Genomic DNA, 14529 nt, shown 5'->3' on the forward strand with positions numbered 1-14529 from the left:
AATTCAATATTGTCTATTCTTTCTTATGGATTATTGTGTCTCCCATTCAGTGTGAAAAATTCCTTCTTTATCTATTCTCTTATAGGTGTGAGCACCAAAGAAATCTCTTTGTGCTTGAATGAGATTTGCCGGAAGGTTTTCTTCTATCATGCTCAAAAAATAATCTAATGAAGAATTAAGCACAAAAGTAGATAGATAAAATTCTTTGGATAAATTAGTGATGTATTTTATTGAATCAATTTTATTCATCAAGAAAGACAGTGCTTTTTCACTGTTCAACAGATTTACATTTTCGGTATTTTCTTTAATAATTTCTCTCAAGAAATCTAAAATTTTGGCTCTTATGATGCAGCCGCCTTTCCAAATTCGCAGCACTTCTGAAAGGTCAATGTCATAGTTAAAAGTTTTTGAAGCCTCAGATATAAACCACAGTCCTTGAGAAAAAGAGATGAAAACACTAAAAAGTAATGCATTCTCTAAATCAACTATTATTTTTTCCTTGTCCACATTAGTGGTGGTATAAGTTTTTGTCACTTTTTTAGATAATTCTACTCTTGCCTTTTTAAAGAAAGACAAAGTTCTTGCTTCTACCGCAAGGTTTAAAGAAGGTGTAGGGATTCCTAAATCTAATGAGGTTTGGGAAGTCCACTTACCTGTGCCTTTTTGTTCTGCTTCGTCTAATATAAGGTCAACAAGGTGTTTCCCTGTTTCTTTGTCTTTGTATTTCATTATTTTATAAGAAATCTCCATCAAAAAGGAGTTTAATTCCCCATTATTCCATTTTTCAAATATCTCTCCTATCTCTTCAGGAGAAAGTTTTAACACTTTTCGAAGTACATCGTAAGCCTCAGCTATTGCCTGCATGATGGCATATTCTATACCGTTGTGGACCATTTTGACAAAATGCCCTGCAGAATCATTGCCAACATATGTACAGCAAGGGCCTGCTTCTGTCTGAGCCGCAATCTTCAGAAGAATATCTTCTACCATCTTATAAGCATCGTAAGACCCCCCAGGCATTAAAGATGGTCCGTGTAAAGCTCCAGCTTCTCCTCCTGATACTCCCATTCCAAGGTACAATATGCCTTTTTCTTTTAATTCATTAATTCTCCTGGAGGTATCTTTAAAATAAGAATTTCCACCATCAATGATTAAATCTCCTTTGTCAAGATAAGGTAATAGCTGTTGAATCACATCATCTACTGGTTTTCCCGCTTTTATCATGAGAATAACTTTTCTTGGTTTTGCTAAAGATTCTACAAAAGACTTGATATCATAATAACCTTCTATATTTTCAACTTTTACTCTGTTTTTAATAAATTCCTGGGTAGTATTAGCTGTCCTGTTAAAAACAGATACACTATACCCTTTTCTTGCAATATTTAGAGCGAGATTTTGTCCCATTACTGCTAATCCAATTAATCCAATGTCTTTCATTTGATTACCTCCTACTTTTTATAATTTACTGTGAAGTTCAAATAAACTTTTAAGCTCTTTTGTCAAACTCTCAAAAAATTCAAATTTTCTGTTATAATATCTTATTTTATCCTCTACTGGCTGATATATATTTTCAATTTTTACTAATTTATTTGTAGCTTCCTCTAAAGTCTTGTATCTTCCTAAAGCATAATATCCTAAAAGTGCAGAACCCAAAAGTGCCGGTTCTTCTGCCTTAGAAACTTTAATTGGTAACCCTAAAACAGAGGAAAAAATCTCCATCCACAAAGGTGACTTGGTCCCTCCACCTCCTGCCCTAATTTCTTTTATATTCACCTTGTTATCTTTCAAAGCTTCGGAAATTCTTCTCAGAGAAAAGGCTACTCCTTCCATAGCGGCTTTTATCATTTGACCCTTTGTATGAGTATCTTTAAGTCCAAAAAATACGCCAGATGCTATATTACCTATCTCTTTATCCCTTTCCCCTGTCAGATAGGGAAGAAAGAAAAGATTTGCCGAATCCTCTTTTGAAGCCTCCGCTGTCAATTCATCATATGACATATCAAAAACATTGTCTCTTAGCCATTTTAATATAACTCCAGCATTGTTTATAGCAGCTCCTATAAACCATTCGCCACAACAAAGATAATAAGTTTGAAGCCTCATTAAATCTTCTCTGTCAAAAATAGCTTCAGGACAGGCTACCCTAAACATTGCAGTAGTACCTATATTTATAGCTCCTACTCCTTTTTCAAAAGCGCCAATTCCTATTCCTACAGCTCCACCGTCATAAACTCCTGACAAAACTTTTACTTCTCCTGAGAGGCCTAAGATTTTTTTTGCATCATCAGGAAGGTCCATTAAAATTTCTTCCGATGGGACTATTGTAGGAAGCTTTTCTTTATCAATTCCTAATATATCAAGTACATAATCATCCCACTTTAAAGTATTTACGTTCATATATCCTGTTGCAGATGAAATGCTGGGCTCTGTAAAAGGTTCCCCTAAAAGTTTTAGTAAAATAAAGTCTTTAGAACTCAAAAAAAACCGCGTTTTTTCAAAGATTTCTTTCCTTTTTTTCTTAATCCAGTATATTTTAAACAAGGGAGCATGAAAAGTTGGAGTATATCCTGTTTTTTTATAGACTTCTTTTATGTCTACTTCATTTAAAAGCTCTTCAAAAATCTCTTTTGGACGTAAATCCAAAAGAGTCATTACTCCCATTAAAGGATTTAATTTTTCGTCCACAGGAATCAGCCCAAACATATAGGAAGAAGGCACAATTAAAGAAATTTTATCCTCATAGCCTTTTGCTGCTTCTTTTGCCGCTTCTACAAAGGCATTAAAAAGAACATCTGGATTGTGTTCCGCCTTTCCATCGCTTCCTTTTTCTACCGGAGTTTCTTTTCTGTACAGGCTTAAAATATTTCCTTTTTCATCTACAACTCCAGCTTTTAAATTGGTAGTACCGATGTCAACGGAAAGAATTAAATTTTTTTCCATGGCCTACCCTCCAAAACTTCTGGATTTATTACCCCTTCAGGTATTTCTCCTCTTAAAACTTTCTCTACATCAGAAACCACTTTGTCCCCCATGCCTTTTAGGCATTCATAAGTGTATGCAGAAGTATGAGGCGTTATTATGACGTTGTCAAATGCCAAAAGAGGATGATTTTCGTCAATAGGTTCCCCTTCTATAACATCTAACCCTGCTCCTAAAACTATTCCTTCCTTTAACGCCTTAATCAAAGCCTCTGTGTCTATAAGTTCTCCTCTTGCTGTATTGACAATAAATGTACCTTTTTTCATCATGGCAAATTCTTTATGAGAAAGAATGTGATAATTGTCGCGATTTAGCGAAGCATTTAAAGAAATTATATCTGCCCTCTTTAAAAGTTCCTCTAATGTGACAGGCTCTGCTCCCCTTTTTTCTATTTCTTCTGCTGAAAGATTAGGGTCATAAGCCACTACTTTAGCACCAAACCCATATCTCAGGATTTCACAAACTCTGCTTCCAATATTCCCAATACCTATAATTCCTGCAACTTTGCCTTTTATTTCATATCCAATGAAGCTCGCTCTTTCCCCCCACTTTCCTTCTTTCACTTTAAGTGAGGCAGACCTTACTTTTTTCATAACATCTAGTAAAAGTGCAATAGCATTTTCGGCTACAGCTTCCCTTTCTACAATGCCTTCAACTTTCGTTACAATAACTCCCTTTTCAGTAGCACTTTTAATGTCTATTGTATCATAACCTATGCCGTGACGTGTTATTAAAAGAGTTTTGTCTTTATGCTCAAAAAACTCCTTATCGTAATATGGCTTGACACTGGCAATTATTACAGAATACCCCATTAGCTTTTCCGCTAATGCCTTCCCTCTCATATCGTGGGGAAGTTCAAATCTTTCTACTTCTCCTAATGCTTTTAACCTTTCAATATGTTCAGGAAAATGCTTGCCAAAACTGCTGGAATTTACAATGGCAATTTTAACACCCATTTTTTATGCCTCCCAAATTTAATTATTAAATATTTTTCCTAGATGGTTTTTAATATTAGCTGAAACAAATTGATAATGTTCTTCCTCATATTTATCTAAAACATCGTATATTTCTTCTTTCTTTTCATCAAGTAAAACCCCATAAGAAATATGGAAAAGTTGCTTTATCTCTGGTTGTGAAAGAATTTGCACATTTTCTAAATTTGGTTCTTCGGCAAAGTCATCTTTATCAATTAAAACTTTGTATGCTTTTTTACTCTCTTCTAAATTATTTAAAGCAATTTTATAAAGTTCATAAAACAGCTTTTTGTTCTTTTCAAATATAAGATTTACCGCTTGAAGCCAACTAGTACCCGATGTCTTTATGTGGAAACTGTGCTGAGTGACTTCACTAAAAATTTCATAAATGCTAAATTTATCACTACCTGAATGAAGGCTTAATTTGTAGCCTCCCAATTGTTGTGAAATAGCATAATGTTTTTTTAGTTCTACTGCAAATTTATTTATATCCCCTTTATAGTCTATAGCTTTTTGAAATTCCCCAGGAAATTTAGGTGCTAAACTCCAAAAGTCTATTCCCTTTTTATGCAAATACTCTGCTACAAATATGTGATCTTCTACTGTTGTATCTTTTTCTCCTTCATCTATAGAAATCTCTAAATCAAAGTCTTTCACTTTTTCTTTAAGTATGCTATAAACCTTCTCTACAAAATTCATTGCTTTTTCATATATTAGCGCAGATTTATACAATTCATCTTCTCTAATTGTATACTCTTCTTCTGAAATGCTAATTTTTTTGCCTTTAAAAGCCTCTATTATCTCTTTGCTTTGTGGAGATATTTGCATCACTTGATTTGAGGAAATGTCTAAAATTTTGGTTAGTAACTCACTTACGTCAAGAGTGTACATTGTATAACCTGCTTCAATAGCTCTTAATAGATATTTTTCATCTTTTATGTGGTCGGCATCTGCACCAAATTCTCCAGTATAACCTGCTTCTAAAACCCCAAGTATGACTTTTAAAAGGGCATCTTTAAAATCTCTATGGGTTTTTTCAAGTTCTCTTGGAGATTGTTGAGCTAATACAGGAAATACCGGATATTCTTTTAAAGCCACTATGTGAGCAGGTGTCACTAGCCCCAGCCTATCTCCTGTGCCAAAAGAAGATTTTTGCCTACATGGTGTAGGAGAAATACCAAAGTTTTTCAATATCAAATAATTTTCAAAACTTAAAGGATAGAGATTGAGGTAAAAATCTATTTCTTTTACATTTTTATCTTCAACAAAATAAGGGGAAGTTAATTTGAAATTTTCTTTTGTCAAAATCCCTATTTTTTTATCAGCATCTTTTTTTGCCACAAAAATATATGTGTCTTCTTTTAACTTTCTCAATGAATTAGGGTATAATACAAATGAATGGTTTAACAAAAAATCAGTAAGTTTTTCCAATATACTTTTTTCAACCATTGCCATCTTCTCCTTATTAAATTTTCTATACCACTTCAATCTCTACATAATTTTTTAATTCCTCTATTATCTCTTTGTTTTGTTCTCCAGAAGTTATTATCTTTTCTACATTATCAAAAGTACAAAAGGATACCATTGCAACTTTTCCAAATTTACTACTATCAGCCACGACAATTACTCGCCTGGCTGATTTTATCATGGCTTTTTTAGCTTCTGCTTCAAAAATATCAGAAGTCGTAAGACCTTTTTCTAAGGAGATGCCACCAGTCCCTAAAAAAAGAATGTCAATGTTGTATTTACCAATGCAATTTACTGTTTCAAAGCCTACCATCGAATGGTTGTCAGTTTTTAATTTTCCACCAGTAATAAAAAGATTAATATTAGGATTATTGGCTAATTCTGTAGCAACGTTTAAAGCATTTGTTACAACAGTTATGTTTTTAAAATTTTTAAGAAGTCGGGCTATGTGATAAGTAGTAGAACCCGCATCTAAAAAAATGACATCTCCTTCTTTTACTTCTTCTAACGCTTTTGCAGCAATTTTTTGCTTTTCTTCTGTATGCTCTTTAAATCTTTTGACAAGTGGAGAGATAATAATATTTTCTTTCAGTACTGCGCCTCCATAGTTTCTTTCTACCAGTCCTTGCCTTTCCAATTCTTCTAAATCCCTTCTTATCGTCTCATCAGAAACTTTGAAAATCTCACAAAGCTCAGAGACTTTAACGGCTTTCTTTTTTAAAATGATTTCTTTGATTTTATCTCTCCTTGTCGAAACCAGCATCTACATCCACTCCTAAAAATATCAATTTGTCTTTACTTTGCTCAAAACATAAAATAAAGCAAATAAAAACAAAACACAGATTCAAGTTGGAAATGCTGTTTTTGTTTGTGGATTTTATTGACTTTAATATATTAATTCTACATAAATCCAAAAAATCCTTCTTTGTTTTAAAATTTTTTTATTAGTTTGTATGGTTTTTTAAGAATAAACTAAGGAATCCCATTTTAGGGATTCCGAAAAATTTACTTCTCCAATATGTCTTTATTTACAAGGGTGCGCGGCGTTCTTCCTTCTATTACGTCTATTATATTTTGTGCAACAAGTACCGCCATATCTCTCCTTGCTTCATCTGTAGCACTTCCTATATGTGGAAGTATTACTACATTATCTAAAGTTTTTAACTCCTCTGTAATCTCTGGTTCTTTTTCATATACGTCAAGACCTGCTGCATAAATGTCTTTATTTTTTAATGCATTCACCAGGGCTTTTTCATCTACAACAGGGCCTCTTGCTGTATTTATTAAAATTGCAGTTTTTTTCATGAGTTTTAATTCTTTTTCACCTATTAAATGGCGTGTATGAGGTGTTAGCGGCACATGAATTGATACAAAGTCCGATTCTTTCAAAAGTGTTTCCAAGTCAACGTACTTTGCCCCTGTTTCTTTTTCAAATTCCTCTTTGGGAGTGTTTGCAGTATATAAAATCTTCATCTCAAACCCTTTAGACATTTTAGCGAAAGCTTGTCCTATCCGCCCCGCACCAATTACTCCCAATGTTTTTCCTGTCACAGCTTTACCTAAAAAAAGATTTGGTGCCCACCCAGTAAATTTTCCTTCTCTTGTAAATTTATCAGCCTCAACAACCCTTCGAGCTGCTGTAAATAGAAGTGCCCATGCAAGTTCTGCTGTTGCATTTGTTAAAACATCTGGTGTATTTGTAACATAGATTCTTCTCTTAGTCGCCTCTTTTAGATCAATATTGTCAAATCCTACAGCGTAATTTGCAACAATTTTTAAATTTTTTGCTGTATGAAAGAATTCTGCATCAACTTTTTCATTAAGTTGCGTCACAACAGCATCTTTGTCTTTTATTGCCTCAAGTAACTCTTCTCTTTTAAGGGGTCTGTCTTCTGGGTTTATTTCAACTTCGCAGTACTTTTTTAAAAGTTCAATCCCTTCCTCAGGAATCATCCTTGTAACATACACTTTAAACATAACAATTCCCTCCCTACAAATTTATTCCATCAAATATAGTATAACAGGTATTGTAATAAAATACAAAAGGTTCATTAAAAATAAGTTTAGTACTTGCTCGGTTCAAGGTCGCACACTTCGTTCAAAACGGTGGCTATGTTATCTACTATTGTAAACGCTAAATTCATTAAAGCAACCTGCTTCTGAAATTTTACACAGCAAAGCCCAACCTAATTATCGGTTGGGCTTTGTCAAAATTATATAAATTGCTTTAGGTGATTTAGGCCTAAAATAAGTCCCTCTTTAACTTTCTCTTCACTACCTTCATAAACAGGGTCTTCATGTTCAATGCTTATTACTCCATCGTACCCACTGTCTTTTAAAGTCTTTATAAATTTGCCCCAATCTACATTTCCCATTCCTGGCATTCTGTATCTCCAATACCCCAGTTCACTTCTTGGGTTAGTATAAAGTTGTCTGTTGAAAACTCCATATCTTTTAAATTTATCTTCAAATATTTCTGTGTCTTTTGCATGTACATGAAATATTCTGTCCTTAAATTGTGGTATCACATCAATATAGTCTATAAATTGCCACACCAGGTGTGAGGGATCAAGGTTTAAACCAAAGTTTTTTGAAGGTATCCTTCTGAACATCTCCTCCCAAAGTTCAGGTGCAAAGGATATAGTGCCAGGAAGTCCTGGAACTTGCCATCCTTCCATTGGACAATTTTCAATAATTATCTTTACTCCTTTATTTTCCGCATAGCTTATTATATCAGTAAAGACTCTTTCAAATTCATCAAAATTGTCTTTTATGCTCTTTTCAATGTTTCTTCCTATAAAAGTTCCTACCATGTCAGTTCCAAGCATTTTAGCTGCATCAATGCACTTTTTTAAATGATTGTTTATAAATTTTCTTTTTTCAGGATCTCTGTCAAGGTTGTTATCATAGTAGGCAAGAGATGAAATTGTAAGCCCGTATTCTTTAAAATATTTTTTTATTTCTTCCGCCTCTTCGGGTGTAAGATTTTCTACATCTATATCACTTGCAGAATAATCCCTCGTATTGTCTTTAGGCCAGCAGGCAATTTCCAGTGATTTAAACTCATTTTCACTTGCCCACTTAGCTTTTTCTTTAAGAGGCATATTCCCAAGACATACTGTTAAAAATCCTAAATACATTTTACATTTCCTCCTCTAAAATCTTTTTTAGGTTTTCAAAACTTATTTTTACACTCTCAATTGCCGGTCTTTTACACACATCCTGTTCAACAATTAGCCATTTAACTCCATTTTCTTTTGCAATTTTTATTACTTCTTTAAAATTGATAATTCCATTTCCTATTTCAGTAAAAGACCTGTCCTCTTTATCCATGTCTTTTAAGTGAATTAAAGGTAGTCTATTGTAAAATTTTTTAAGATATTCTAACGGGTCAACTCCCGCATATGTAACCCAATACACATCAATTTCGGCTTTTACAAGGTCTTTATATGTATTTTTGTAAAGTATATCAAGTCCATATTCTCCAGCATATATTTCAAATTCGTGATTATGGTTGTGATAACAAAACTCAAGTCCTTTTTCCTTGCACTTTTCACCTATTTTATTAAACAACTTTGCTGTTTCGATATAATCCTCTCTTGACTTGTACTCATTCCATGGACAGACTATGTATTTATTGCCTATTTCGAGGTTATAATCTATCACTTCCTCAAGATTACTTTTTAATAAATCGAGTCCTACATGACTGCCAGCAGCCTTTAATCCCAATCTATCAAGCACTTTTCTTAATTCAGAAGCTTTTAAATCTCTATATCCTGCAAATTCCACTCCTTCGTATCCTATTTCCGCAACCTTTTCAAGAGTACCTGTAAAATCTTTTTGTGTCTCCTCTCTCAAAGTGTAAAGTTGAAGTGCTATAGGTATGCTCATTTTAATTTTTTCCCCCTTTAACCTAAAACTATTTCCTTACCTTTTTCAGCTGATTCATAGGCACCGTCTATTATTTCCATGAGAATTGCCCCTTCTTCAGCAGAAGCCAAAGGCTCTTTGTCATTTTTTATACAGTCAACAAAATGTTCAAATTCATTTAAAGGCGACTTTGGATAATTGGTGTCAGGAACTATGTCAATCAATGTATCAAAAATTTCCGAAAATACTTTAAGATGTCCGTTTTTAAACCATATGCCACCTTTATCACCCAAAATTTCATAGTAATTGTAATCTCCCTCAATGTTGGAAGCCCAGCTGAATTCAAAGTCAATTGTGGCACCATTTTTAAGCCTTACAAAGCCTACTGCCATATCCTCCACATCGTAAATTCCATCCCCGCTTTTTGCATAATTCCAGCTGTTTAAACTGTTGCTATTTGAAAACTTAGAATAAGTAGCTGCTGACACAGATTGAGCTTTAGGGTATCCCATGAAATACAAGACTAAGTCTAAAAAATGTACACCTAAATCAATTAATGGGCCTCCTCCAGACAATTTCTTATTTGTAAACCATCCGCCCTTTCCAGGAATGCCTCTCCTTCTCCTCCAGCCAGTCTTTACATGGTATATTTCGCCTATATACCCTTCCTTTATATATCTTTTTACAAAGAAAGATTCATTTGTAAACCTATTATTTAATCCTACCATAAACTTCCTTTTGTATTTATTTTTTGATTCAATGACCTCATAAGCTTCTTTTGCATTTAGAGTTATAGGTTTTTCACAATGCACATGAATTCCCTTTTCCATCGCTTTTATAGAAATAGGCGCATGTAAATAATTAGGAGTACATACGCTTATTAAGTCTGGTTTTTCTCTTTCAAACATTTCTTCATAATCTGTATAAACGTGAGGTATATTGTACTTTTCCGCTAATCTTTTTGCAGCTTCTATATCTGGATCAGATATGGCTACAATTTCTATTCCTTCTACTTTTGAATAACCATTTAAGTGTTTGTAATCAGCAACTGACCCTGCGCCAACACATGCATATTTAAGTTTTCCCATACAAAAGCCTCCATTTACCTGTTAAAATATACTGGTTCTTCTGTTTTCGCAGATGTATAAATAGCCTCTAGTATCTCAGTTACTACAAGAGCTTCTTCTGGTTTTACAACAGGCTCTGTATCGTTTATGATGCAATCAATCCAAGCTTTTGCTTCTAAAAATCCTGGGTCATCTGATTTACCTTCATAGAAATCTACTCCACCTACATCAGTAGAAACTTTAGTTGTATAAAGCCTTCCAAATTTCTCTCCATTTATGCGAAGTCCATCTCTCATGTCAGCTCCGCCTTCTGTTCCACACAAAGTGGTCATAGCCTCGCCAACCTCTAAAGTATTTAAAGCCCAACTGGACTCTAATATAATGGTAGCCCCATTCTCCATTACTATAAATCCAAAAGCTGAATCTTCAACTGTGAACTTTTCAGGATCCCATGGCCCCCAAGCATTCGCAGCATTTGCTCTTTTGCCTAATTTATAATAGGCGCTTCCCATTACAACTTTAGGCTTATAGTTATTCATCATCCACAATGTCAAATCAAGGGCATGTGTTCCTATATCGATTAAAGGGCCACCACCTTGCTCTTCTTCATTTAAGAAAACACCCCATGTAGGTACCGCACGGCGACGTATAGCATGAGCCTTAGCAAAATATATTTCCCCTAGTTCACCATTTTGACAAACTTTATGTAAATATTGAGAATCTGGTCTAAAGCGATTTTGATACCCTATAGTGAGTTTCTTACCTGTTTTCTTATATGCTTCCACCATTCTTCTGGCATCTGCAGCAGTCTTAGCCATAGGCTTCTCACACATTACATGTTTTCCTGCATAAAGAGCATCAACAGTTATGTCTGCATGAGACTTGTTGGGAGTTAAGACATGAACCACATCTATTGTTTTATCTTCAAGAAGTTTTTTGTAATCTGTGTACACTTTCGCGTCTTTTGTACCATATTCTTTTGCCGCTTTCTCCGCCCTCTCTTCTATGATGTCACAAAAGGCCACCATTTCAACATTGTCTAGTTTTGCCAAAGAGGGCATGTGTTTGCCAAAAGCAATTCCTCCACAACCTATAATTCCTACTCTAAGTTTTTCTTTTACCATAAAAATTCCTCCCTTGATTATATTTAAATTTGTATTTTTAAGACAAAACTTTATTCTTTATTTTACTGTCGACTCTCTTATTATTAACTCATGCTCTAAAAAAATCCTCTGTGGTTCTTCTAATTTACCGCTCATGTGTTTTATCAGTAGTTCCATAGCAACACATCCTAAATCGTATTTGGGCTGTGAAATAGTTGTAAGCATAGGGTCATACATAGAAGCAAAGCTTATATCATCAAAGCCTACAACCGCTATATTCTCAGGGACTTTAAGCCCTTCTTCCTTTATCGCTCTTATAGCTCCAATAGCCATGATGTCAGAGATAGCAAATATAGCAGTAGGCCTTTCTTCCATCGCCAAAAGCTGTTTCGCTGCTCTTACTCCGCTTTTAAAGCTGTAATCTCCGTATTTCATAAGCTTTTCGTCAAATTCTATCCCTGAATCTTCAAGAGCTTTTTTATAACCCGCTTCCCTCTGCTTCGTAGATACAAAGTTATTTTCACAGCTTATCATTCCTATTTTTTTATGTCCCAATCCTATCAAATGCTTCACAGCTTTGTAAGCTGCAGAAAAGTTGTCTATAGATACATATGATACTCCAGCCCCTTCTATGTATTCACAACATTGAATAACAGGATAATTTTGTCCTATCAAAGTCAATTCCTCTTTGCTCATCACTGGTGCCATAAAAATAACACCATCTGCTAACCTGTTTTTTAAAAGTTCAAGATATGCTTTTTCTCTATTAATATCAGAATCAGTATTGCAAAGCATTACATTATATCCATTTTTATGAGCTACATCTTCTATTCCCTTTACAACACGTGCATAAAAAGGATTTGATACATTAGGCATTAAAGCCAGTATCATTCTTGTTTCTGCCCGCCTTAAATTTCTTCCAAGAAGATTAGGATGGTAATTTAATTCTTTTATCGCTTTTAATACTCTTTCCTTTGTTTCTTCAGACACCGAGTCACTGCCATTTAAAACTCTTGATACTGTTGCAACAGAGACTCCTGCTCTTTTAGCAACTTCTCTAATATTAGCCATCATAACCTCCTGTGTAACAGATTACATAATATTTTTCATTGATTTTCAGAGACATATCTAATAAAATGTGTAACGCATTACATTTACTATTATACCTCTAAATTATAAAAAATCAATAGCAACAAATAAATTTTCATACTTTTACAAAAAGCTCAACCTTATCGGTTGAGCAAAACTATCATTCTAATGTTTTTATCTGCTCTTCAAGAGTTTGTATCTTATTTTTAAGGTATTCTAATTGCTGTAGTGCTTGTTGTTTTTGCTTAATTATTTCTTCTTTCTGACTCTCTTGCTCTCTTAACTCTTCCATCTTGTTTTTAACTGTTTCAATTAACATTTGTCTCCTATTATCAAAAAATTCTGCAAGTTTGTTTACAACTTCTTGCAATTCTTTAACGCTTTTTTCCAGTGATGGTTTCATGTTTTTTTGGGCTTTCGGGAAGAGCATTAAACCTAATGCAGCTGCTCCAATCCCCCAGTAAAATTTTCTGGAGGAAAGAAATTTCAAAATTCCCATATCCCTTCCTCCTCCCTTTGGTTTCATTAATATTTTGTCCAATAATTTTTTATATGATTTAATGTGTTATTTCCCAAAAATCATAACTTTTGTTATTGCTTTATATAAGTCTTTTGCATCGTATTTTTCACTAACTTTGTAAAAATATTGAAAAAATTCACCTAATGTATATTCCCAAAGTCCAATTATTTCATTCTTCTTAGACGGATTTTTTTTGTATTCTTTAAAAGACAATTCCATCGCATTTTTTAATGTTTCAAGAGCTTTTTGAAATTCTTTCTTTATGTCATCCATTATATTGTTCCCTCCTCAAAAACGTAATCTAAAGACAATATATGAATATTGCAATAATAGTGTTACTCCGGCAGGGTCTCTGTCGGCATCCTTCACAACAAAAAATGGGCTTTTTACGCCCTTTCAATTTATAATATTTACACTATTTCCACATTTTTTGCACTTGCTCTCTTCCAAACCTACTAGCTTAACATGCCAATAATCTCTTTTAACAAGCAAATTTTCACAATAAGGACAATAGGTATTGTTGTCGAATCCCATGACATTTCCTACATAGACAAAATTTAAATATTTTTTCCCTATCTCATAAGCTCTTCGGAGTGTATCCAAAGGAGTAGATGGATTATCTAGTTTATAATTTGGAAAATACCTTGAAAAATGCAAAGGAATATTTTTGTCAATTTGAGAAAGCCATTTTACTAAACTTTCTATCTCTTCCTTTTTGTCATTTAAATCAGTAATTATTAAATTTGTAACCTCCACATGACAGTGTTTTGAAGCCTGTTCAACAGTTTCTAAGACGGGGTGCAACTTTCCAGAACAAATTTTTTTATAAAAATCCTCTGTATAGGCTTTTACATCTATATTCATGGCATCCACATAAGGTAATAAACTTTTTAAAGGTTCTAAATTTATATATCCATTTGTGACAAGAACGGTTTTTAAACCTTCTTTTTTAGCCTCAATTAAACAGTCATATACGTATTCATACCATATGGAAGGCTCGTTATAAGTAAAAGCAATCCCTATATTATCTCTCTGCTTTTTTGTAGCAGCTATTACCTGTTCTGGCAGGACGTATTCGCCTTTTAATCTTTGTTGTGATATCTCCCAATTTTGACAAAACTTACATTTCAAATTACAGCCATAGGTCCCTACTGAAAATATATATCTGCCGGGATAAAAGTGATAAAGAGGCTTTTTCTCAATTGGGTCTAATGCTGCAGAGGTGATAGTACCGTAATTTTCGGTCACTAATATTCCGTTTATATTGTTTCTCACATTGCAGACTCCGTACTTTCCTTCATTTATACGGCAATTATGAGGACATAATAAACATTCTACAACATTATTCTCTAGTTTTTTATAGAACATAACCTCTTTTAACATAGTAAAAGACACCATTTCTCCATCAACTTAAACCGAGAAATGGCTCCTCCCTGGTCATCTAAACTGTGCAAAACTGC

General features: G+C 33.9%; 14 protein-coding genes. All 14 read right to left on the reverse strand.

All coding sequences use genetic code 11. The features are described from left to right. Positions 1–30: 30 nt before the first annotated feature. Positions 31–1437 carry an NADP-dependent phosphogluconate dehydrogenase gene (gene gndA, locus TMATH_RS08625; protein ID WP_013150654.1) on the reverse strand — a complete coding sequence of 469 codons (1407 nt, stop codon included), beginning with the start codon at positions 1435–1437 and terminating at the stop codon, positions 31–33. Positions 1438–1455: 18 nt separating this feature from the next. Next, entirely contained in the window at positions 1456–2940 is a 1485-nt protein-coding gene (locus TMATH_RS08630) for a gluconokinase (RefSeq protein ID WP_013150655.1), read from the reverse strand. Beyond that, on the reverse strand, positions 2925–3935 hold the full coding sequence (locus TMATH_RS08635; RefSeq protein ID WP_013150656.1) for a D-isomer specific 2-hydroxyacid dehydrogenase family protein: 1011 nt from the start codon (positions 3933–3935) through the stop codon (positions 2925–2927). The genes TMATH_RS08630 and TMATH_RS08635 overlap by 16 nt, the downstream gene beginning before the upstream one ends. Before the next feature lie 18 nt (positions 3936–3953). Beyond that, positions 3954–5402, reverse strand: coding sequence for a tagaturonate epimerase family protein (locus TMATH_RS08640; protein WP_013150657.1), 1449 nt, complete (start codon positions 5400–5402; stop codon positions 3954–3956). Between the two features lie 25 nt (positions 5403–5427). Then, positions 5428–6183, reverse strand: a complete 756-nt coding sequence (locus TMATH_RS08645) for a DeoR/GlpR family DNA-binding transcription regulator (RefSeq protein ID WP_013150658.1) — start codon at positions 6181–6183, stop codon at positions 5428–5430. 242 nt (positions 6184–6425) lie between these two features. Next, entirely contained in the window at positions 6426–7397 is a 972-nt protein-coding gene (locus tag TMATH_RS08650; protein WP_013150659.1) for a 2-hydroxyacid dehydrogenase, read from the reverse strand. Positions 7398–7633: 236 nt separating this feature from the next. After that, complete coding sequence (locus TMATH_RS08655) at positions 7634–8560, reverse strand: sugar phosphate isomerase/epimerase family protein (RefSeq protein WP_013150660.1); 927 nt, start codon at positions 8558–8560, stop codon at positions 7634–7636. 1 nt (position 8561) lies between these two features. Next, complete coding sequence (locus TMATH_RS08660; RefSeq protein WP_013150661.1) at positions 8562–9311, reverse strand: sugar phosphate isomerase/epimerase family protein; 750 nt, start codon at positions 9309–9311, stop codon at positions 8562–8564. A gap of 17 nt (positions 9312–9328) precedes the next feature. Next, positions 9329–10378 (reverse strand): Gfo/Idh/MocA family protein, encoded by a 1050-nt coding sequence (locus TMATH_RS08665; protein ID WP_013150662.1) that lies wholly within the window; start codon positions 10376–10378, stop codon positions 9329–9331. Positions 10379–10392: 14 nt separating this feature from the next. Further along, the gene (locus TMATH_RS08670; protein WP_013150663.1) at positions 10393–11481 is read right to left on the reverse strand and encodes a Gfo/Idh/MocA family protein; all 1089 of its coding nucleotides are present in this window, start codon (positions 11479–11481) and stop codon (positions 10393–10395) included. Between the two features lie 57 nt (positions 11482–11538). Beyond that, positions 11539–12531, reverse strand: a complete 993-nt coding sequence (locus TMATH_RS08675; protein ID WP_013150664.1) for a LacI family DNA-binding transcriptional regulator — start codon at positions 12529–12531, stop codon at positions 11539–11541. 178 nt (positions 12532–12709) lie between these two features. Beyond that, a complete protein-coding gene (locus tag TMATH_RS08680) occupies positions 12710–13048 on the reverse strand; it encodes a hypothetical protein (protein WP_013150665.1) in 339 nt (112 codons plus the stop codon). A gap of 66 nt (positions 13049–13114) precedes the next feature. Further along, complete coding sequence (locus TMATH_RS08685; RefSeq protein ID WP_013150666.1) at positions 13115–13342, reverse strand: hypothetical protein; 228 nt, start codon at positions 13340–13342, stop codon at positions 13115–13117. A 123-nt stretch (positions 13343–13465) separates the two neighbouring features. Continuing rightward, positions 13466–14467, reverse strand: coding sequence for an AmmeMemoRadiSam system radical SAM enzyme (gene amrS, locus TMATH_RS08690; RefSeq protein WP_041591661.1), 1002 nt, complete (start codon positions 14465–14467; stop codon positions 13466–13468). Positions 14468–14529: the final 62 nt, after the last annotated feature.

Source organism: Thermoanaerobacter mathranii subsp. mathranii str. A3 (assembly GCF_000092965.1).
Classification (GTDB): domain Bacteria; phylum Bacillota; class Thermoanaerobacteria; order Thermoanaerobacterales; family Thermoanaerobacteraceae; genus Thermoanaerobacter; species Thermoanaerobacter thermocopriae.